The 21,948-nt window shown below is 70.8% G+C and carries 15 protein-coding genes; 7 read left to right on the top strand and 8 right to left on the bottom strand.

The window, feature by feature from the left end:
- Positions 1 to 167 precede the first annotated feature (167 nt).
- Positions 168 to 1,190: an endo alpha-1,4 polygalactosaminidase gene (locus ABIA38_RS24130; RefSeq protein WP_424640879.1), complete on the bottom strand. Its 1,023-nt coding sequence runs from the start codon at positions 1,188 to 1,190 to the stop codon at positions 168 to 170.
- A 238-nt stretch (positions 1,191 to 1,428) separates the two neighbouring features.
- Positions 1,429 to 1,680, bottom strand: a complete 252-nt coding sequence (locus tag ABIA38_RS24125; RefSeq protein WP_424640878.1) for a hypothetical protein — start codon at positions 1,678 to 1,680, stop codon at positions 1,429 to 1,431.
- A gap of 220 nt (positions 1,681 to 1,900) precedes the next feature.
- On the opposite strand from ABIA38_RS24125, the gene ABIA38_RS24120 reads away from it, so the two are divergent.
- The 6 genes from ABIA38_RS24120 to ABIA38_RS24095 all read left to right on the top strand — a co-directional run bounded on the left by ABIA38_RS24120 (position 1,901) and on the right by ABIA38_RS24095 (position 9,484).
- Positions 1,901 to 2,053, top strand: coding sequence for a hypothetical protein (locus tag ABIA38_RS24120; RefSeq protein ID WP_424640877.1), 153 nt, complete (start codon positions 1,901 to 1,903; stop codon positions 2,051 to 2,053).
- Positions 2,053 to 2,517 carry a S26 family signal peptidase gene (locus tag ABIA38_RS24115; protein ID WP_424640876.1) on the top strand — a complete coding sequence of 155 codons (465 nt, stop codon included), beginning with the start codon at positions 2,053 to 2,055 and terminating at the stop codon, positions 2,515 to 2,517. The genes ABIA38_RS24120 and ABIA38_RS24115 overlap by 1 nt, the downstream gene beginning before the upstream one ends.
- A gap of 146 nt (positions 2,518 to 2,663) precedes the next feature.
- Positions 2,664 to 3,830: an L-rhamnose isomerase gene (gene rhaI / locus ABIA38_RS24110; RefSeq protein WP_424640875.1), complete on the top strand. Its 1,167-nt coding sequence runs from the start codon at positions 2,664 to 2,666 to the stop codon at positions 3,828 to 3,830.
- Between the two features lie 57 nt (positions 3,831 to 3,887).
- Complete coding sequence (locus tag ABIA38_RS24105; protein ID WP_424640874.1) at positions 3,888 to 5,930, top strand: bifunctional aldolase/short-chain dehydrogenase; 2,043 nt, start codon at positions 3,888 to 3,890, stop codon at positions 5,928 to 5,930.
- A 927-nt stretch (positions 5,931 to 6,857) separates the two neighbouring features.
- Positions 6,858 to 8,345, top strand: coding sequence for a rhamnulokinase (locus ABIA38_RS24100; protein WP_424640873.1), 1,488 nt, complete (start codon positions 6,858 to 6,860; stop codon positions 8,343 to 8,345).
- Positions 8,346 to 8,425: 80 nt separating this feature from the next.
- Positions 8,426 to 9,484, top strand: a complete 1,059-nt coding sequence (locus ABIA38_RS24095) for a LacI family DNA-binding transcriptional regulator (protein WP_424640872.1) — start codon at positions 8,426 to 8,428, stop codon at positions 9,482 to 9,484.
- A gap of 6 nt (positions 9,485 to 9,490) precedes the next feature.
- Here the strand turns inward: ABIA38_RS24095 and ABIA38_RS24090 are convergent, their stop codons facing one another.
- On the bottom strand, positions 9,491 to 12,046 hold the full coding sequence (locus ABIA38_RS24090) for a collagenase (protein ID WP_424640871.1): 2,556 nt from the start codon (positions 12,044 to 12,046) through the stop codon (positions 9,491 to 9,493).
- Between the two features lie 1,794 nt (positions 12,047 to 13,840).
- Between ABIA38_RS24090 and ABIA38_RS24085 the strand changes: the two genes are divergently transcribed.
- On the top strand, positions 13,841 to 16,165 hold the full coding sequence (locus ABIA38_RS24085) for a glycosyl hydrolase family 18 protein (RefSeq protein ID WP_424640870.1): 2,325 nt from the start codon (positions 13,841 to 13,843) through the stop codon (positions 16,163 to 16,165).
- Between the two features lie 149 nt (positions 16,166 to 16,314).
- Here the strand turns inward: ABIA38_RS24085 and ABIA38_RS24080 are convergent, their stop codons facing one another.
- The 5 genes from ABIA38_RS24080 to ABIA38_RS24060 form a co-directional block, all read right to left on the bottom strand.
- Complete coding sequence (locus ABIA38_RS24080; RefSeq protein WP_424640869.1) at positions 16,315 to 17,769, bottom strand: amidase; 1,455 nt, start codon at positions 17,767 to 17,769, stop codon at positions 16,315 to 16,317.
- 443 nt (positions 17,770 to 18,212) lie between these two features.
- Entirely contained in the window at positions 18,213 to 18,983 is a 771-nt protein-coding gene (locus ABIA38_RS24075) for a tyrosine-protein phosphatase (protein WP_424640868.1), read from the bottom strand.
- A 26-nt stretch (positions 18,984 to 19,009) separates the two neighbouring features.
- A complete protein-coding gene (locus ABIA38_RS24070) occupies positions 19,010 to 19,948 on the bottom strand; it encodes a carbohydrate ABC transporter permease (protein ID WP_424640867.1) in 939 nt (312 codons plus the stop codon).
- Positions 19,949 to 20,049: 101 nt separating this feature from the next.
- Positions 20,050 to 21,012 (bottom strand): carbohydrate ABC transporter permease, encoded by a 963-nt coding sequence (locus ABIA38_RS24065; protein WP_424640866.1) that lies wholly within the window; start codon positions 21,010 to 21,012, stop codon positions 20,050 to 20,052.
- A 9-nt stretch (positions 21,013 to 21,021) separates the two neighbouring features.
- Positions 21,022 to 21,873 carry a metallophosphoesterase gene (locus tag ABIA38_RS24060; RefSeq protein WP_424640865.1) on the bottom strand — a complete coding sequence of 284 codons (852 nt, stop codon included), beginning with the start codon at positions 21,871 to 21,873 and terminating at the stop codon, positions 21,022 to 21,024.
- Positions 21,874 to 21,948: the final 75 nt, after the last annotated feature.

Genomic DNA, 21,948 nt, shown 5'->3' with positions numbered 1-21,948 from the left:
GGGTCGGGCGGCCCGACGGGCCGGACGGCGCGGACGAACGGTCCAGCTCATTGTGCCCCCGAGCCGGCCACGGATGGTGGCCGGCGCGCGAATCGCAGGTGCGGGACGTGGTGTCCGTCCACCGGGTGAGCAGGTTCGGGCGCCGACACGCGCGCGAGTGTGCGGGCTCAGCAGGTGCCGTACTGGTAGTCGCCCTTGCCCTTGGCGCTGACCTGGCGGTCGCGCAGCACGATGGAGAGCTTGCCGCGCCAGCCCTGGCAGGCCTTGTCCAGGTCGGCCCTGGTGTACTCGACGACCAGGACCCGGTTGGCGAACGCCGAGGCGTACGCCCCGCACTCGTCGTAGTGGCCGCACTCCTCCGCGACGGCGAAGTCGAAGCCGGTCTGCGCGCGCCGGTCGGCCAGCTCGGTGGTGTTCTTCTGGGCGACGGCGAGCCCGGCGGCATGCCCGCGCCGGACCAACAACTGGGCGAAGGCCGCATCCTGATCCAGGGTCAGCAGGCCGGCCGAGCGGCTGTACGAGTCGAGGTTGTCGATCTCCAGGGCCTGGAAGCCCTTGTGCGCGCAGTCGTCGATCCACGGGCCGACCACCTCGGCCAGTTTGACCCGCTTGGCCTCGGTGGACACGTCGAGCACGGCCTCGCCCCAGGCCTCGTCCATCACCACCTTGCCGTCCTTGCGCAGCAGCAGGTCGGGGTGTTCCTTCTCCCACCACGGCAGTGCGTCGGGTTGCGCCTGGTAACCATTGACGTAGCAGATGTTGTAGAGCCCGGACTCGGGCTGCGTGGACCGGTCGCGGATCACCACGCGGACATTCGACGGCGGCTGGTACGGGCCGCCGATCTGGTAGTCGAAGTCGGCGGCGGCGGGGGGCAGTACGACCTGTTTCGCCGGTCCGGTGGAGGCACCGGGGCCGGTGCTCGCGGTGGGACCGACGGGCGTTTTGGTGGCGGCCGGCGTCCCGGCAGCGGTGGATGTCCCGGGGCGGGCGGAGGTGGGGGGTATACCGGGTGCGGCCGAGGTGGTGGGCGTCCGGACGCCGGACGGGGTGCCGGTGGCCGTTTTGGGCGGATCCGCTTGCGAGCTCGAATCGTCACCGGCGTCGCAGGCCGCGGCGGTCAGCACGAGGGCCACCGCGGCGGCCAGGACGGCGGCCTTTCGACGACTGTGGGTAAAGCACAAACCGGGCACACGTGCTCCTTGTGAGACGGTCGGAAACCGATCTCATCCGGCGCGGCCAATTCACACCGGTGGATATTTGCTGCCGGTAATACTGCGGCATTCGCGCACGAGATCGGCTCTCGGTGCCGAGAGTATCGGTCCGGGCCGCCGGAATCGAATTCACCGACGAAAATGATCATGCCGAGAGAATCCGTGCCGATAGCTGATCCTGCCCGGAATCCACTCGCGCGCAGCCGAATCCGTCATATCAGGCCGCAGTGCGCACCCGGGCGGAAAGGGTCTTCGGGTCGAAACCGGCGGCGGTGACCGTGCCCGCCGCGTCCACGAGTGCGAACACAGGATATCCGGCCACCGCGAAACCGCGACCCAGCGCACCGTCCATCGGCTCGACCACCACCTGCGCCACCCCGGACAGTGCGCTCACGTGCCCGCTCGGGTCACCACCGTCCTCGTGCACCACCGCCGGCACCCGCCGACCCTCGCCTCGGGGGAAGGGCATGCGAAAACTCCCGACAGAGCGAGAAAAGGTGGCGGCCACAGGAGGACGTGAACGCGGCCGACACGCGGGACCGAGGAAATGTAACCCCCATGGCGCCAATGGCAACAGTGCTCACCCGAGGGCAACCGAAACGGCGGGCGGGAAGCAAATCAATTTCCTCGCTTTCTCTTGCGACGCAGGAGATCAAGGGTTTAGCGTCACCGCCGCGGATACGATCGCCGTGCCCGCGGACGGGCGGATCGCCGAACCGGGCGGCCACGACGAGCTGATGGCGTTGCGCGAGGGGCACTACGCCCGGCTGTTCGGGCTGCAGGCGGCCGGGTATCGGGACCGGGTCGACGACGATTCGACGAAGATCGCGGAGGACGCGTAGTGGGGACGGTCGGACGTACCGCGACGATCGGTGCGGCGCTTGCCGCCGGCGGGCTGGTCGGGGTGTGGGCGGTGCGGTCGCGGATCGCGCTGATCCGGGTGACCGGGATGAGCATGGCGCCGACGTTCGTGGACGGCGAGCGGCTGGTGGTGCGCCGGACCACCCGGGTGCGCCGTGGCGACGCGATCGTCTTTCGCAATCCGGTCCGGTTCGGCGCCGACGACGAGCTGCACTGGCTGGTCAAGCGGGTGGCGGCGGTGCCGGGCGATCCGGTGCCGATCGAGGTGTGCGCGGCGGTGCACGCGGTGCGGGGGACGGCGGTGCCGCCTCGGTCGCTGGTGGTGCGGGGGGACGCGGTGTGTACGCAGGATTCGCGGCACTTCGGGTACGTGTCGACCTCGACGGTACTGGGTGTCGTGGTGGCGGGCGGGCGGCGTGGGCCCGGCGAGGGCGGGCGCTCTTGACGGGTTCCCCGGTCGGGACGTACGTTCCTCGGCATCGGATTGAAACGTTTCATTTTCACTTCCGAGGTCGGGTCGGTCGTCGGGGTCAGTCCCGTCAGTCGGGTTAGTCGGGTCAGTCGCGTCAGTCGGGTCAGGAGTGTGTTTCCATGCAGGACCTCACGGCGGTGCGGGCCGCCCTTCGTGCCCAGCGGATCGAGACGCCCTCGTGGGCGTACGGGAACTCCGGCACCCGGTTCAAGGTGTTCGCCCAGGAGGGTGTGCCGCGCGATCCGTTCGAGAAGATCGCCGACGCGGCGCAGGTGCACACGTACACCGGGATCGCGCCGATCGTGTCGCTGCACATCCCGTGGGACCGGGTCGAGGACTACACCGAACTGGCCCAGTTCGCCCGGGAGCACGGGGTACGGATCGGCGCGATCAACGCCAACGTGTTCCAGGACGACGACTACCGGCTCGGCAGCGTGACCAACCCCGATCCGGGCGTGCGGCGGAAGGCGATCGACCATCTGCTCGCGTGCGTGGACGTGTTGGACGCGACCGGGTCGCGCGACCTGAAACTGTGGTTCTCCGACGGGACGAACTACCCGGGCCAGGGGGACATCGCCGATCGGCAGGGCCTGCTCGCCGAGGCGTTGGCCGAGGTGTACGCGCGGCTCGGCGCGGAGCAGCGGATCCTGCTGGAGTACAAGTTGTTCGAGCCCGCGTTCTACATGACGGATGTGCCGGACTGGGGCACGGCGTACGCGCATTGCCTCAAGCTCGGCTCTCGGGCGGTGGTCTGTGTGGACACCGGGCACCACGCGCCGGGGACGAACATCGAGTTCATCGTGGCGTTTTTGCTGCGTGCAGGCCGGTTGGGGGCGTTCGACTTCAACTCGCGGTTCTACGCGGACGACGACCTGATGGTGGGGGCGGCCGATCCGTTCCAGCTGTTCCGGATCATGCACGAGGTGGTGCGCGGTGGTGGGTTGGCTCCGGCGGTCGGGGTGAACTTCATGCTCGATCAGTGCCACAACATCGAGCCGAAGATCCCGGCCCAGATCCGGTCGGTGACGAATGTGCAGGAGGCGACCGCGAAGGCGCTCCTGGTGGACGCGCAGGCGCTCGCGGACGCGCAGCGGGCCGGTGACGTACTGGCGGCCAATGCCGTGCTGATGGACGCGTACAACACCGATGTCCGGCCGCTGCTGCGGGAGTTGCGGGTGGAGCAGGGGCTGGCGCCGGATCCGGTGGCCGCCTACCACGCGTCGGGGTACGCGGAGCGCATCCGGGCCGAGCGGGTGGGCGGGACGCAAGCCGGCTGGGGCGCCTGAGCCTTGGCGGATCGTTGGAATCGAGAACAAGATCGAGAACAAGAAGGAGAACCGCCGATGTCCGGCTCCCCGCCCGAGGTCGATCGTCTGCTCAGCCGCTCCCGGGTGTTGGGGGCGGATCCGCGCAATACCAACTACGCCGGGGGCAATACGTCCGCCAAGGGCACCGGGATCGACCCGGTCACCGGTGCGCCGGTGGAGCTGATGTGGGTCAAGGGGTCGGGCGGTGACCTCGGCACGTTGACCGAGGACGGGCTCGCGGTGTTGCGCCTCGACCGGCTGCGGGCCCTGGCCGAGGTGTATCCGGGGGACGAGCGCGAGGACGAGATGGTCGCGGCGTTCGACTTCTGCGCACACGGCAAGGGGGGCGCGGCGCCGTCGATCGACACCGCGATGCACGGTTTGCTGGGCGCGGCGCACGTGGATCACCTGCATCCCGACTCGGGCATCGCGCTGGCCACCTCGGCGGACGGCGAGCGGCTCACGGCCGAGTGTTTCGGGGACAGCGTGGTGTGGGTGCCGTGGCGGCGGCCGGGGTTTCGGCTCGGCCTGGACATCGCGGCGATCCGGGCGGCGCATCCGGCGGCGATCGGTTGTGTACTCGGCGGGCACGGGATCACCGCGTGGGGGGAGAGCAGCGCCGAGTGCGAACGTAATTCGCTGCACATCATCCGGGCGGCGGAGAAGTTCATCGCGTCGCGGGTCGAGCCGGCCCGGCATGCGTTCGGCGCGCTGCTCGCCGAGCCGTTGGCCGAGGACGAACGCCGGGCCCGGGCCGCCGAGTTGGCGCCGGTGCTGCGCGGGTTGGCGTCGACCGATCGGGCTCGGGTGGGGCATTTCACGGACAGCGCGCCGGTGTTGGAGTTCCTGTCCCGGGCCGAACATCCTCGGTTGGCGGCGCTCGGCACGTCGTGCCCGGACCACTTCCTGCGGACCAAGGTTCGGCCGCTGGTCCTGGATCTGGCGGCGGACGCGCCGATCGAGGACGTGGTGGCTCGGCTGCGGGTGCTGCACGCGGAATACCGGGCCGAGTACGCGGCGTACTACGCGCGGCATGCCGAGGCGGATTCGCCCGCGATGCGGGGGGCCGATCCGGCGATCGTGTTGGTGCCGGGGATCGGCATGTTCTCCTTCGGCAAGGACAAGCAGACCGCGCGGGTGGCGGGGGAGTTCTACGTCAACGCGATCAATGTGATGCGCGGTGCGGAGACGATCTCGACGTATGCGCCGATCGACGAGCGGGAGAAGTTCCGGATCGAGTACTGGGCGCTGGAGGAGGCCAAGTTGGCCCGGCAGCCGGCGCCGCGTCCGCTGGCGGCGCGGGTGGCGCTGGTCACCGGCGCGGGGTCGGGGATCGGGAAGGCGATCGCCGAGCGGCTGGTCGCCGAGGGGGCCTGCGTGGTGGTCGCGGACCTGAACGCGGCGAGCGCGATCGAGGTGGCGGCGGCGCTGGGCGGGTCGGACCGGGCGGTACCGGTGACGGTGGACGTGACGTCGGAGGAGGGCATCCTGGCCGCGTTCGCGGCGGCGGCGTTGGCGTTCGGCGGGGTGGACCTGGTGGTCAACAACGCCGGGTTGTCCATCTCCAAGCCGCTCCTGGAGACGACGGCGCGCGACTGGGACGTCCAGCACGACGTGATGGCACGCGGGTCGTTCCTGGTCTCGCGGGAGGCGGCGCGGCTGATGATCGGGCAGGGGATGGGCGGCGACATCGTCTATATCGCGTCCAAGAACGGGGTGTTCGCCGGGCCGAACAACATCGCCTACGGCGCGACCAAGGCCGATCAGGCGCACCAGGTACGGCTGTTGGCCGCCGAGCTGGGGTCGGCCGGGATCCGGGTCAACGGCGTCAATCCGGACGGCGTGGTGCGCGGGTCGGGGATCTTCGCGGCCGGGTGGGGGGCGCAGCGGGCGGCGGTGTACGGGGTGGCGGAGGCCGAGTTGGGCGAGTACTACGCGCAGCGCACGTTGTTGAAGCGCGAGGTCCTGCCGGAGCACGTGGCCAATGCGGTGTTTGCCCTCACGGCGGGCGACCTGTCGCACACCACGGGCTTGCACATCCCGGTCGACGCGGGGGTGGCGGCGGCGTTCCTCCGCTGAACACGGGCCGCTTGGTGGACCTGGCCGGGTGCAGGTGGCGGCCCGGGACGCTCTCGGCCGGCCTCCGGCCGTGGTGGCCTCAAACGCCGGCCGGGCTGTTGTGGGTGGGTTTTGTGCTGGTGGTGGCGGTGGTTGTGGTTGTCGTCGGGTGGATTGACCGGGCCTGCGGCCGGTGGCCTCAAACGCCGGCCGGGCTGTTGTGGGTGGGTTTTGTGCCGGTGGTGGCGGCGGTTGTGGTTGTCGTCGGGTCGATTGACCCGGCCTCCGGCCGTGGTGGCCTCAAACGCCGGCCGGGCTGGATTTGGTGGGATTCGGTCGCGTGGTCGGGTCGCTGTTGGGCCGAGCGACCTGGCCTCCGGCCGTGGTGGCCTCAAACGCCGGCCGGGCTGGATCTGGTGGGATTCGGTCGTGGGGTCCGGGTCGCCGTTGACCCAAGCGACCCGGGCCGCCGCAACTCGGCTCGCCGCGAGGCGATCCGCCGCGATCGGGCTTGCTGCGACGCGACCCTCTGCGATCGGGCTTGCTGTGAGGTGATCCGCCGTGACCGGGTTCGCCGCGACGCGGCCCGCAGCAACCGGGCCCGCTGCGAGGCGGCCCGCTGCGAGGCGGCCCGCCGCGATCGGGCTTGCTGCGAGGCGGTTCGCAGCAACCGGGCTCACTGCGGGGGGATTGGCCGCGATCGGCTCGCCGCGAGGCAACCGGCCGCAACCCGACCCGCTACAACCCGGGCCGCTGCGAGGCTACCCGCAACAACCCGGCCCGCCGTGAGGTGACCCGCCGTGCCCACGGCCCGCCGCGAGGCAACCTGCCGCGCCCCGGGCCTGCCGCGCGGCAACCCGCTGCGCGGCGGCCCCGGTGTCGGCCCGGCTGAATCAGCCCGGCCGGCGTTTGAGGCCACTGTTGCCTGGATTGGGAAAGGAGTTGGCCATGCCTGGTGCGCGGACGTTTGTTGCCGTGGATCTCGGTGCCTCCAGTGGACGTGTGTTGGCCGGATGTGTCGGGCCGGGGGTGTTGAGTGTGCGTGAGGCGCATCGGTTTGTGAATCGGCCGGTGTCGGTTGGCGGGACGTTGTACTGGGATGTACTCGCGCTGTATGGCGGTGTGTTGGATGGGTTGCGGGCGGTGGGGCGGACTGCCGGGGCACCCGTGAGTGTCGGGATCGATTCCTGGGCGGTGGACTTCGGGCTGCTCGACGAGAATGGGAGCTTGCTCGGGAACCCCGTGCACTATCGGGACCGGCGCACCGATGGCGTGCCGGAGCGGGTGCATTCCCGGGTGGGGGCCGGGGAGTTGTACCGGATCACCGGGGTGCAGGAGGCGGGATTCAATACCGTGCATCAGCTTGTCGCGGTGGCCGGCACGCCCCAGTTCGCGGCCGCTCGGCGGGTGTTGTTGATTCCGGACCTGATTTCCTATTGGTTGACCGGGGTGGCGGGGACGGAGGTCACCAATGCCTCCACTACGCAACTTCTGGATCCGACCACCGGGACGTGGTCGACGCGGATCATGGGTGCGCTCGGGTTGGATCCCGGGTTGTTCGCGCCGTTGCGGCTGCCCGGTGACGACGCCGGGGAGTTGACCGGTGAGGTGTTGGCGGAGACCGGATTGGGCGGGCCCGTCCGGGTGACCGCCGTCGGGTCGCATGACACGGCTTCGGCGGTGGTCGGTGTACCGGCCAGTGGCGAGCGGTTCGCCTTCGTTTCCAGTGGGACCTGGTCGTTGGTCGGGGTGGAGCTGGCTGCGCCGGTGTCGACGGAGGAGAGTCGGCGGGCGAACTTCACCAATGAGCTGGGCGTCGACGGGACGGTGCGCTACCTGCGCAATGTGATGGGGCTTTGGCTGCTTCAGGAGTGCATGCGGCACTGGGATCGGCTCGGTCGGCCGCACTCGCTGGAACGGCTCCTGGACGATGCGGCGCGGGTGCCGGAGCTGCGCTTCGTGGTGGATGCCGGCGATCCGGGCTTCCTGGCTCCCGGGGACATGCCGGCGCGGATCGTGGCGGCCTGTCGGCAGGCGGGGGAGGTGGTGCCGCAGACGCCCGGGGAGATCGTGCGATGCATCCTGGACAGCCTCGCGCTGGCCTATCGCGCCGCCGTGTCGGATGCGCAGCGCCTTTCCGGGCAGGCCGTGGACGTCGTCCATGTGGTGGGTGGTGGGGCGTTGAATACGTTGTTGTGTCAGGCGACCGCGGATGCCTGTGGGTTGCCCGTGGTGGCCGGGCCGACCGAGGCGGCGGCGCTGGGCAACCTGCTGGTGCAGGCGCGGGCCGCGGGGAGTGTGGGTGGATCGCTCGCCGAGCTTCGCCGGTTGGTGCGGGAGACCCAGCCGCTGCGCCGCTACGAGCCGCGCGGGACCGGGGCCGCGTGGGATGCTGCGGCCGATCGGCTGCCGGTGCGCGTGGACCGGTCCCGGTAGGGCGTTCGCGGTGACAACGCATAGGCTGCCCTGATTGCGCCCGCCGGCCCGTACCGGCCTGGAGAAGCGGATCGATCCGGATGACGACGTCGAGCATCAAAGAGGTGGCCCGTCGGGCCGGCGTGTCGGTGGGCACGGTGTCCAATGTGCTCAACCATCCGGAGCGGGTGGCCGAGGCGACCCGGACCCGGGTCCTGGAGGCGGTGGAGCTGCTCGGTTTCGTCCGCAACGACTCGGCCCGGTCGTTGCGTTCGGGGGTGGCGAACACCGTCGGGTTGATCGTGCTGGATGTGGCCAACCCGTTCTTCACGGATGTTGCGCGCGGTGTCGAGGACGTGTGCAACGAGACCGGCTCGGTGGTCATCCTGTGCAATTCCGACGACTCCGGCGCCAAACAGGACCGCTATCTGCGCGTACTCCAGGAGCAGCGGGTGCGCGGCGTGCTGGTCACCCCCGCGCGGGACGCCGAGCTGCCGGTGGTGGAGCTGCGCGCCCGGGGCCTGGCGGTGGTCCTGCTGGACCGTACCGACGAGCGGGCCGACCTGTGTTCGGTCGCGGTGGACGACGTGGCCGGCGGTCGGCTTGCGGCGGAGCATCTGTTGGCCGAGGGGCATCGTGAGGTCGCGTTCGTCTCCGGTCCGCGGTCCATCCGGCAGTGCGAGGATCGGCGTCGGGGGTTGCGAACCGCGTTGCGTGACGCGGGACTTCACCTGGGTACGGCGGTCCGCGAGGTGTTGGTGCCGGCGATGAACGCGCGTTCGGGTGCCGAGGCCGCGTGGCGTCTGCTGGCGGCGGGCCCGCTGCCCTCGGCGGTGTTCTGCGCGAACGACCTGCTGGCGATGGGGTTCCTGCGCGAGTTGTTGCGCGCGGGGGTGCGGGTGCCGACGGACGTCGCGCTCGTGGGGTACGACGACATCGAGTTCGCCGCGGCGGCCGCGGTGCCGTTGACCTCGGTGCGGCAGCCGACGTATCGGCTCGGGCGCACGGCGGCCGAACTGCTTTTCGAGGAGAGCGAGGAGCCGGACACGCACACCCATCGACAGGTGGTGTTCCGGCCGGAGTTGGTGGTCCGCGAGTCGACGGCCGGCGGCGGCGAGGCCGGGTGGGTCTCGCCGCCGCCGGTACCACCGGTGTCGTAGTCGGGCTCAGAAGGTCGTGGTGACCGACGTGCCGGCGAACGCCTGCTTCGCGTCGAGGCTGATGTAGTGGTAGCCCTGGGACGGGGCCGTGATGGTCAACGTCTCGGCGTTGCCCGGGTTGGTGGACTTGGCGGTGTAGGCGGTGGGGGTGGCCCACACGTCACTGTTGTAGTAGAGGTCGGCGTTGCCCGTACCGCCGGCGGTGACGATGTCCAGGCGCGGGGTCCCGGCCGGGATGTAGATGTAGAACCAGACGGTGCTCCCGGTGCCGGCGCTCAGCGAGCTGCGGCGGCAGTTCTTGCCCAGGGCGCGGGTGTCCGGGTCGGTGCATTCGGCGGTGCCGCCGCCGGTGACGGTGACGCTCTGCGTGGTGCTCGCGGTGGCGCCGCCGTTGTCGGTGACGGTCAGTCGCACGGTGTAGGTGCCGGCGGCGTAGGTCTTGGTCGGGTTGGCCTCGGTCGAGGTGGTGCCGTCGCCGAAGTCCCAGGCGCGGGTGGCGATGGTGCCGTCGGGGTCGGTGGAGGTGTCGGTGAAGGCGACCGAGGTGCCGGTCACCGTGCTGGTGAAGCTCGCCACCGGCGGGCGGTTGGTCGGCGTGCCGCCGCTGCAGTCGCCGGCCGCGCAGGCGGCCAGCCAGGTGTACCAGTCGCTGTCGTAGCGGGTGCCGATGCCGGTGGTCAGGAAGGTGCGCGCGCCGGCCCAGTCGCCGGTGCGGTAGTAGCCGAGCAGGCGGGTGATGTCCGCGGGGTGCTTTTGCAGCATGTAGCGCACGCCCAGGTAGCCCCAGCGGTAGATGCGGGTGGTGTCGTTGGCGTAGGTGTTGTCGAAGACGGTACTCAGCGCGTAGGTGTGCTTGGCCGCCTCGGTCATCGCCTCGGTGTAGGGGACGTTGCGGTAGGAGTAGGAGATGTACTCCGCGAAGCCCTCGATCCACCAGATGGTCGGCGTGCTCACGCCCGCGTTGAAGTCGCCGTACATGTCGAAGCGACCGTCGAGGTAGTGGGTGTACTCGTGGTTGAGGTTCCAGATGGCGAACGTGGGTCGTTGCCACTCGGCCTCGTAGGCGATGAAGCGGGGCTGGTTGCCGATCGCGCTCGGGTCGCCCTCCAGGTACATTCCGCCGTTGTTGGTGTCGATGCCGAAGATTCCGCCGGCGTAGGTCTGGTAGTCGGCGCTGGAGTGGAAGACCACGACCTCGATCGTGGAGTTGTGGTCGTTGGCGACCGGGCCGTTGTCCGCGACCACGCGGTGGAAGTAGGCGTCCTGGTTGCGCAGGCTCGTGCACGCGGCGGCCAGGTTGGTCGCGTCGACGTCCTGGGCGCGGATGCGGATGCTGTCGCTGCACGTGTAGTTGATGGTCAGCACCGCGGCGGCGAGCCGGGCCTGGAGGTTGCAGGTGTCGTAATAGGCACACTGCGCCTTGTCGTAGTAGTCGGTCGACTCGGCCAGTCCGACCCACATCGCCGCGGTCGGTCCGGTGATCGAGGTGGCCTGCAGGTGGGTCCGGATCAGCGGGCGGACCTTGGCCTGGAGGGGTGCGTACTGGACGAAGCGGGCCAGTTCGCGGCCGGAGTTGACGGTCAGGTAGCCGCGGTCGGTGCCGAGCAGGTCGCGGTGCGCGGTGGCGAAGGTGTCCAGCGCGTCGACGATGCTCGGGTCGGCCTGTACGGCGGTGACGAACTCGGGTACCTGGTGGCCGCGGAAGAGCACGGTGAACACGTTGTTGACGGCGGCCTTCATCCACCACGACGCGTCGTAGCCGGCGTTGTAGCCGGCCAACAGGCGCTTGACCACGTAGAGATAGCGGGCGTTCTCCTCGGCGCTGTCGATCAACGTGACCGCCTCGGCCAGCGTCTCGCCGTTGGCGTCGGTGACGTCCGAGGAGTGCGCGTTGGCGAAGAACGTGTCCAGACCGGAGCGGATCGCGGCCTGCAGCGTGGGACCGTACGTGCCGACGTCGTCCTTGTGGTACCAGTGCACGTAGTAGCCCGCGCGCAGGAAGAGCACGAGCTGCGGCGCGCCGGTGCTGCTGTTACCCGGGTAGGACGCGGCCATGTCCCGCAACGCGTAGGCGACCGTGGTCATCTGCGCTTCGTTGAAGACCGAGTGGGCGTCCGGGCCGGTGATCTGGAACAGCGTGTTGACGCAGTCCGTGGTGGAGGACGTGATCTGCTGGACGAGTGCCGAGCCGGTCCGGCTCGCGAAGTCGGCGACCGTGCAAGTCGCCGCCGCCGCACGCCGGTTGGCGGTGGTCGACGGGCGGGCCGGCCGGACGCTCGTGGCCGCCTGGTCGTAGTCGCGCCGGGCGTTGTCCGCGGCGCTCGCGGACACCGGTGGCCGATCGGGTATCGGCAGCGGTTTGCCCTGGGTGTGTGGGGAGTCGTCCGTCGCGGCGCTGGGGGCGGCGCCGGGCGGGGTGGTGGCGACGGTGGTCGATCGGGCGGCGACGGGATCGGCGGGGGCGGCCGATCCGGGCTGGGTGAACAGCCCGAAGCCCATCGCGAGCGAGATGACCACTATCGAGATACGACGAAGTCCCTGTCGTGCCGAGTTGGTTCGCAAAGACCGTCTCCTTGCGGAACAGAGGCCGCGCGGACGCGCGCCTCGTGAGGGGGGTGGTGCCACGGCATGAGCGGTTCGTCGCCGGCCTCTGTGCGAGCGGGGACCGAGGTCGGCGCGAGCGTGGTTCCCGAGCCCTGCCCCACCGCGAATTGCGCACGGTGACGGGGCAGTTCGTGCCGCAGCGGACCGGAAGGGGAGCGTCCGGACGACCGCGTGGCATGTACCATGTCACAAATCACATTGCGCAGGAAGAGCACTCGGGCACGGAGTACGCGCGGGCGACGGTGCGCTCGGGCGGCGATGCGCGCGGGTGAGGGGCGCCGGGGTGTGGGGCGGGCGGGCGTACGGGCGCAGGGTGTGGGTATGAGGCGGTGCGGTGGCGGGGTGCGGGTGGGGTGCGTGGGGCGACCACGGTGCCGAGCTTCGCGCGCGGCGCGCCGCTCCTGCGCCTGGCGCCGCTGCCGCTGGCAACCAGGCTTCCCGGCTTGGGAGTTCGGCTGTGGGCGGGCGGCGGGCGCGTCGCTGTTCGTGGCTCGGCGCCCGAGTTCGGCTGCGTGGTGGTGCGGTGGCGCGGTGTGGGCGGGGTGCGTGGGGCGACCGCGGTGCCGAGTTCCGTGCGCTGCGTGCCGCTTCCGCGTGTGACCCCGCTGCCGCTGGCAACCGGGCTTCCCGGCTTGGGAGCTCGGCTGTGGGCAGGCGGCGGGCGCGTCGCTGTTCGTGGCTCGGCGCCCGAGTTCGGCTGCGTGGTGGTGCGGTGGCGCGGTGCGGGCGGGGTGCGTGGGGCGACCACGGTGCCGAGCTTCGCGCGCGGCGCGCCGCTCCTGCGCCTGGCGCCGCTGCCGCTGGCAACCGGGCTTCCCGGCTTGGGAGTTGTGGGCGGGCGGCGGGCGCGTCGCTGTTCGTGGCTCGGCGCCCGAGTTCGGCTGCGTGGTGGTGCGGTGGCGCGGTGCGGGCGGGGTGCGTGGGGCGACCGCGGCGCCGAGCTTCGCGCGCTGCGTGCCGCTTCCGCGTGTGACCCCGCTGCCGCCGGCAACCGGGCTTCCCGGCTTGGGAGCTCGGCTGTGGGCAGGCGGCGGGCGCGTCGCCGTTCCTGGCTCGGCGCCCGAGTTCGGCTGCGCGCGGCGCGGTGGCGCGGTGCGGGTGGGGTGCGTGGGGCGACCACGGTGCCGAGTTCCGTGCGCTGCGCGCCGCTTCCGCGTCGTCTGACGCCGCTGCCGCTGCCGCCGGCAACCCGGCTTCCCCGCTTCGGAGTTCGGCCGCGGGCCGGCCTCGGCCATATTGCCGCCCGTAACCCGGCTTCCCGACTTCCGAGTCCGGTCGCGCGCCGGTGCCGAGCGCGCCGCCGTTTGTGGCCTGGTGCCCGAGTTCGGCCGCGCGCCGGCGCTGAGCGCATCGCCGTCCGTGGCCCGGCGCCCGAGTTCGGCCGCGCGCGGGCGCCGAGCGCATCGCCGTTCGTGACCCGGCGCCCCAATTCGGCCGCGCCCCGGCTCCGTTCGCGCGGCCCGCTGTGACCCGGTGCCCCAGTTCGGCCGCGCCCCGGTGCCGACCGCGCTGCCCTCCGCGGCCCGGCGTCCGAGTTCGACGCCGCTGCCGCCTCGCTCCCCGCGCCGGTCGGCCGGTCGTTGTTTGCCAACTTGCCTGATTGTGCCGGTCCTTGCCGAGCGTGGGTCGCTACTGGTCTAGACCTTGATTATTGGTCCAGACCTTCATTACGCTCGCTCTACTGTGTGAGCCGGACAACCCGGCTCATTGTGGGGCACAGGTTCTCCGTCGGATCACAATCCAGGAGCACCCATGGCCATCGGAACCGTGAGGCGCACCAAACGCACCACCTTCGGCAAAAGACTCACCGCGATCTGTGCATCCCTGCTCCTCCCACTCGCCGCGATGGTCGGCCTGTCGGCCGCGCCGGCGCACGCCGCCGCCGGGGCGACCGCCTCGTTCGCCAAAACCTCCGACTGGGGGAGCGGCTTCCAGGGGGAGTGGACGATCAAGAACACCGGTACCACCGCCATCACCGGCTGGACCGTCGAGTGGGACTTCCCCACCGGCACCAGCGTGGGCGCGTACTGGGACGCCTTGATCACCTCGTCCGCATCGCACTACACCGCCAAGAACCGCGACTACAACGGAAGCCTGGCACCGGGAGCCAGCGCGAAGTTCGGCTTCGTCGGCTCCGGGACCGGCAGTCCCGCCGGCTGCAAGCTCAACGGGGGATCGTGTGACGGCACGCCGCCCACGGACAACCCGCCGAGCGCACCGGGGCAGCCCACCGCCACCGCCACCACCGCGACCTCCATCTCGCTGAGCTGGGCCGCGGCCACCGACGACCACGGCGTCAAGAACTACGACGTCTACCGGGGCAACACCGTGGTCGCCACGGTCACCGGCACCGCGTATACCGACACCGGCTTGACCGCGGACACCGCGTACACGTACAAGATCGTCGCCCGGGACACCATCGACCAGACCGGACCCGCGTCGCCGACCGCCACGCTGCGTACGGCTCCCGGCGGCGGCACCGACACACCGCCCTCGGCACCGGGCACGCCCACGGCGAGCGCGGTCACCGACACGTCGCTCACCCTGACCTGGGCGGCGGCCACCGACGACCACGGCGTCAAGAACTACGACGTCTACCGCGGCGCCACCAAGATCGCGACCGTGACCGGGACTTCGTACACCGACACCGGCCTGACCGCGAACACCACCTACACCTACACGGTGGTCGCCCGGGACACCATCGACCAGACCGGCCCGGCCAGTGCGCCGCTCACCGTCAAGACCACCGGCGGCGGCACCCCGAGCACCGACTTCGTCCGGGTGGGCTACTTCGTGCAGTGGGGCATCTACGGCCGCGCCTACACGATGAAGACCCTCGACACCTCGGGCGCGGCGGCCAAGCTGACCCACCTCAACTACGCCTTCTCCAACATCGATCCGAACAACCTCACCTGCCTCAACGGCGTCACCAAGGCCACCACCCCGGGACCGCAGGATCCCAACCAGGGTGACGGCGCGGGCGATTCGTGGGCCGACTACGAACGCTCCGTAGGCGCAGGCGAATCCGTCAACGGCACCGCCGACACGTGGGACCAGCCGTTGGCCGGAAGCTACAACCAGCTCAAGCAACTCAAGGCCAAGTACCCGAAGTTGCAGTCGCTGATCTCGATCGGCGGCTGGACGTACAGCAAGTACTTCTCGGACGTCGCCAAGACCGACGCGTCCCGGCAGAAGTTCGTCAAGTCCTGCGTGGACATGTACCTCAAGGGCAACCTGCCGGTGACCAACGGACGCGGCGGTGCCGGCGTGGCGGCCGGCATCTTCGACGGCTTCGACATCGACTGGGAGTGGCCCGCCTCCGACGGCGGGCACGCCGGGAACCACTTCTCTCCCGACGACAAGAACAACCTGACCCTGCTGATGGCCGAGTTCCGCAAGCAGATGGACGCCTACAGCGCGACCACCGGCAAGCACTACCTGCTCACCGCGTTCACCCCGGCCGACCCGGCCAAGCTGGCCGCGGGCTGGGACATCACCACGCGCGACGGCACGCCCAGCGTGTTCGACTACATGGACTACGCCAACGTCCAGGGCTACGACTTCCACGGCTCCGGCAGCGACAACAGCTGGGAACCGAACCGCACCGGCGACCAGGGCAACCTGTACGCGGACACGGCGGACCCGTACCCGACCAAGTTCAGTGTGGAATCCACCATCCAGTACTACCTGGACCAGGGCGTCGACCCGCGCAAGCTGGCCCTGGGGCTCGCCTTCTACGGGCGTGGCTGGCAACAGGTCACGGACGGTGGGAAGAACGGCGAATGGCAGACCGCCCACGGCGCCGCACCGGGCCAGTTCCCGGAGGAGTCCGGCACCAGGGGCTACGCGAACCTGATCGCGTCGGTACCGAATCTGACCGTCTATCACAACCAGCAGTCGATCGCCACGTATGGCTTCACCGGTGACAACGGCCAGTGGTGGACCTTCGACGACGACTGGTCCATCGGGAAGAAGACGGCCTGGCTCCGTTCCAAGAACCTCCTGGGCGCAATGATCTGGGAGATGAGCGGGGATACCGGGGTACTGATGACCGCGGTCGACAACGGGCTGAAATAGCCCACCCGAGCGGAGAGTCGGGACGCGGTGAGTGGCGCGTTCCGGCTCTCCCCACGGCCGCGGGCGTCGAACGGCGGGCAACCGCCCGACCGGCGCCCGCGGTCGGCCCACGTCCGGTCCGAGACCCGGCGGGCCACGGTGGCCGTCGATCACGAGGTGGCGTAGGCCGGGGCGTGGCGGGGCCAGGGGCGGGTGCGTTCGAGTTGGGCGGCGACGGCCAGGAGCAGCGGCTCGGCGCCGGGCCGGCCGACCAGTTGTACGGCGGTGGGCAGGCCGTTGCCGCCGGTGCCCATCGGGACGGTGGCGGCCGGGTAGCCGGCCAGGTTCCACGGCGCGGTCATCGGCGCGTACCGACCCGAGGCGACGACGCTGCGCAGCCACGAGCCCTCGCCCCAGTGGTGGGCGGGCGGCGCGAAGCGGGCCAACGTCGGCATCACCAGCACGTCGTACCGCTCGAAGAACGGCGCCAACGCGGCCCGAAACCGCTCCCGATCGGCGGCCCGCGGCGGACGCACCGCGGCGGCGATCCGGCCCGCCCGCACGTGCCGGACCGTGCGCGCCTGCAACCTGCCCCGCCTGCGCGGGTCGGCCAGATAGGGCGCCGCGTCGTGCCCGGGCAGCGCCAGCCAGCGCGTCGTGCACGCGAGCGCGGTCCACAACGGATAGCGCGGCTCGGTCCGTTCGACCGCGTGGCCGAGGTCGCGCAGGATCCGGCCCGCCTCGCCGACCCGCGCCCTCAGCTCGCGCTGCACGACGATGCCGGCGGCGGGCGGCTTGACCGACAGCGCGATCCGGATCCCGCCGGGGGTGGCCAGGTCGGCCGGCAGCTCGTCGGCCATCACCGCGAGCATCAGCGCCGCGTCCTCGACGGTGGTGGTCAGCGGGCCGTTCTCGGCCATGTGGTCCCAGCTGTCCGTGCCGATTTCGGCCGGCACCACGCCCGTTCCCGGCTTGATGCCGAACAGGCCGCAGTTCGCGGCGGGGATCCGGATCGAGCCGGCTCCGTCGTTCCCGTGCGCGATCGGCACGAGACCGGCCGCCACCGCCGCGGCCGAGCCGCCCGAGGAGCCGCCGGCGGTGACCGCGAGGTTCCACGGGTTGCGGCTGGTGCCGTAGACGTTGTCCGTCATGGGGTAGATGCCCAACTCGGGCAGGTTGGTCAGGCCCACGACCACCGCCCCGGCGGCGCGCAGCCGGGCCACCACCACATGGTCGGCCGGCTGCGGCCGATCGGCGGTGGCGGCCGAGCCGACCCGCATCGGCTCGCCGGCCACCGCGATGTTGTCCTTGATCGCGATCGGGACGCCCGCCAACGGCAGTTCGGCCCGATCGGCGCGCGCGTCGACCGCATCGGCCTCGGCGAGCGCCGCCTCGGCCCGCACCCGAACGAACGCCCCCAGCCGCCCGTCCCGCCGGGCGATCCGCGCCAGGTGTTGCCGAACCACCTCGCGCGCGCTCACCTGTCCCGCCCGCACCGCGGCGGCGATATCCGTCGCCGTCCGCCCGATCCATTCGCCGTTGCCGCCGTCCGAACCCTCGATGCCGTGCAAGCCGTCCGAGCCGTGCAAGCCGTGCAACCGGTCCGTGCCGTCTGTGTCGTCCATGCCGTCCTCCGAAGGGAAGATCCGCCGATTCCCGTGGCGTGTCCGCCAACCGTGCCGGCCGGCGGGCCGTACGTCACGAGAAGACCGACAGACACCTACGAAAGTCGGGGCGAGATCGTCTCGTTCGAACCCGAAGCGAGACCACCTCGGTGGCCGACCCGTACCCGACCTCTCGACGATCACCCCTGTGCGAAGACCGCCGCCGGTGCGGACCCGACGGCAACCTCGGCACGCCGCACCCGACTTGCCACGCACCGGACGCGGCCCGACCCGCTCGGCCCGCCCGACCCCGGTAGACGTTGTAGCCGCCTCGGATCACCAGGTCCTTCCTTCTTCCGGTCGACGATGGCGAGGAAGCCGTCCGCGTCGACGACGCCACGAGTACGCGGCGGAGCCCGGCAGTTGGTGTGCCGGGCCCTGCCGCGTGGGTCTACCTACGGTGCTCAGCCCTCGTAGCCGGCGGCCAGAAGACGCTCGCGTAGCGCCGCGCGGTGCTGCTCGGTAACGCCGTTGTCGGTCAGCAGGCCGGTGAACCCGTCGTGGGTGGCGTGCAGTTCGGTCAGGCACGTGTGCATCGCCTCGGCCGGGGCCTGCAGGAGCACGGCCGGCATCGTGGTGTGGTCCAGGCCGGGGACGGCGATACCGTTCGTGGCCCGGATCGCGGGTAGCGCGTCCTCGGTGCGGGTGTAGTCGGCGGTGATCGACTCCGGTGTGGCGCCGAGGAGTTCGAGCAGGGCGGCAACGACGATGCCGGTGCGGTCCTTGCCGGCCGTGCAGTGGATCAACGTGGGCGGGCAGTCCGGCGCGGCCAGGAGGTGGACGGCGGCGGCCAGATCGGCGGCGTTCTGCACCGCCAACGCGGCGTACCAGCGGCCGAGTTCGACCGGGCCGAACGGGTCCGGCCAGACCGGTGTGCTGGTGCTTGCCGTCGGGGCGATGGCGAGCGGGTGCACGCGTACGCCGGCCGGGAGTTCGGGCCACGGACGGGCGCTGCGTTCGAGGTCGCTGCGCAGGTCGAGGATCAGTGCGACGCCCAGTTCGTCGAGCAGCGTTGCCGCCGCGTCGGCGGCGAGGTTGTGCGGGCCCGCCGAGCGATACAGCAGGCCCGTACGGATCCGGCCGTCGGGGTCGGCGGGCGACACGTCGGCCAGATCGCGCAGGTTGAGCAACGGGCGTTCGGCGACCGGAGGTTGGGTGTGCGGGGCGAGCGACATGGGGATCTCCCAGGGATGGTGGCCGGCTACTTGAGGCCGGAGCGGACGAAGGCGTCGATGACGTGCCGCTGGAGCAGCGCGTACACCGCGAAGATCGGCAGGCAGGCCAGGCCGGACGCGGCCATCAGGGCGCCCCAGTTGTTGCCCTCGGCGCCCATGAAGCCGCGGATGCCGACTTGGACCACCGAGTCGGCGCGTTGGAGCACCATGGCCGGCCAGAAGTACTCGTTCCAGGCCGAGATGAACAGCAGGATGAACAGCGAGGCCAGCGCCGGTCGCAGATTGGGCACCACGACCGTCCACAACGTGCCCCATGAGGTGCGCCCGTCCATCCGGGCCGCGTCGAGCAGTTCCTTCGGGAAGGCGGCCAGGTGTTGCCGGAGCATCAGCACCGCCATCGCCGAGCACAGCGTGGGCACCACGATCCCGGCCAGCGTGTTGAGCAGTCCGAGGTTGGACAACATCACGTAGTTCGGGATCATGGTGACCTGGAACGGCACCAGCCAACTGCCCACGAACAGCAGGAAGAGCGCCCGCTGACCGAAGAACTTCCAGGCGGCGAAGGCATATGCGGCGAACAGACTGATCAACGTCTGACCCAGCGCGGTGGCCAGGGCGACGGCGAACGTGTTCAGCAACATCCGTGCGATCGGGATCGACTCCCACACATGCCGGACGTTGGCCAGGGACGGTGGCCCGGGCAGCAGCGACTGGCCCAGCGCGTCGCCGGGTTCGCGCAGCGCGACCACGTACATCCAGTAGACCGGGAACACGCACACGACGCTCAGCTTGGCCAGCACGAGATGCCCGACCAGCGTGCGGCCTCGGGATTGACTGCCCACGGGCCGATCGTCGGTCGAGGCCGAGGCCGCGGCCGGGAGCGGGATCGGGACCGCTGATTGGGCCACGCGCCGTGCGGGGGCCTCGACTTCGACGAAGGCGCCGGAGATAGCTGCGGTGGACATGGGGATCGTCTCTCAGTCGTCGTGGAATCCGTAGTCGTGGAATCCGTAGTCGTGGAACCCGTAGCCGTGGAATCGGTCGCGGTGGCATCGGCTGCGGTGGATCAGTCGTCGTGGAAGCTGAGCTGGTCGGCGAGCCGGACGAAGGCCATCGCCACCACCGCGAAGCCGACGAAGAACACCGTTCCGGCCGCCGCCGCGTAGCCTGCGTCGAAGCTGCGGAAGCCGAACTGCCACAGCAGGTAGTAGATGTTGGTGGTGGCCCCGCCCGGCCCGCCCTGGGTGAGCGTGTCGATCAGCGGGAAGGTCCACTGCGCGGACAGCAGGATGGTCATCAGCGCGAGGAAGACCAGCGTCGGGGACAGCAGCGGCAGGGTGATCCGTCGGGCGATCTGCGCCCGCGTCGCCCCGTCCAGGGCCGCCGCGTCGGCATAGTCCCGGTTGATCCCGGACAGCCCCGCCGAGACCACCACGACCGCGAAGCCGATCATCTGCCAGCCGCAGATCCCGATCAGCGCGAGCAGCGCCGGCCCGGGCTCCCGGAAGACGTTGACCGGCCCGATCCCGAACGCGGTCAGCGCCCGGGTCACCGGACCGCCCTCGGGTTCGAGCAACCAGCGCCACACCGCGGCCGTGGCCACCGGGGTGACCAGGGTCGGTACGAAGATCAGCGCCCGGTAGACCGCCCGACTGCGACCCTGGACGTGCTGCGCGAGCAGCGCGATCACGACCGGGATCACCACCGAGAACGGCAACAGGCCGAGCACGTACCACCCGGTGTTGATCAGCGCGTCGTGCAGCTCGGGCAGCGCCAACACCCGGCGGTAGTTGTCCAGTCCGACCGGTTCCATCGGCGTGGTCGGCAGCAGATTCCAGCGGTAGAAGGACAGTTGCACGGTCTGCGCGAACGGCCGATACGTCCACACGATCAGCAGGGTCAGCGCCGGGAGCAGGTAGAGGTAGGGCGGCGCGGTTGCCGCGAGCCGGCGGAGCAACCCCGGGCGGGCCCGCGTCGACGCGGCGATCGACGCCGACGCGGGTGCCGGGCGGGCGAGTTCGACGAACACCGGCGAGCCTCAGCCCTGCGTCGGGAGGTGCTCCGCCAGGTAGCGGCGCAGCGTCTCGGCGTCGAGTTCGTACACCGGCGCGCCGCGCCCGATCGGCACGAAGGTGGCGGTGGCGCCGTCGGCGTAGACGTCGATCCGGGTGTAGCCGCCGCCGGTGTAGCCCCGGATCAGCCCGGCCGGTGCGAGTACGTCGGCGCCGTACGCGGTTGCGGGGGCCACCCACACCGGCACACCGCCGAGTACCCCACAGGTGGCGTGGTGCGCGTGTCCGGCGACGATCAGCTTGACGTCGGAGTCGCGGACCAGCTCCGCGAGTTCGGCGTGCGGGCGCAGCGTGAGCAGCTCCAGCACCTCGAGCGGCGAGGGGATGGGCGGGTGGTGCAGGGCCAGGATCGTGCCGTGCGCGGCCGGCTCGGCGAGCAGGTCGCGCAGCCAGTCCAGTTGAGCCGGCGTCAGATCACCGTGGTGTTGCCCGGGTTCGCTGGTGTCCAGCATGATCACCCGAAGCCCGTCGAACTCGGCGACGAAGTCGCGCACCAGGTCGGTGGGTTCCTCGCCGAGCAGGCCCTCGCGGAAGGCCTCGCGGGCGTCGTGGTTGCCCATCCCGAACAGCGCGGGCGCGCCGATCCGGGCGGCGGCGGGCTCGACGGCGGCACGCAGCCGGCGATAGGACGCGGGATCCCCGGCGTCCGCGAGGTCCCCGGTGAACAGCAGTGCGGTGGGCCGGACTTCGGCCTGCTCGACCTCGGCGAGCGCGGTCTCCAGGTTGGCCAGGGTGTCCACGCTGCCGTGCAGCAGGGTGCCCTCGGGCACGACATGGACGTCACTGAACTGGATCAGAGTGTGGCTGGGGGTACGCACGGGATTCCTCCGGAGCTGGGGTGAACGAAACGCGGGTACGGTCCGAATGCGGGTACGGTTCGAATGCGGGTACGG

Origin of the sequence: Embleya sp. AB8 (genome assembly GCF_049739465.1) — a bacterium.
GTDB lineage: Bacteria > Actinomycetota > Actinomycetes > Streptomycetales > Streptomycetaceae > Embleya.
Note: the sequence above shows the minus strand (reverse complement) of the source record. Positions and strands in the feature narration are given on the sequence as shown.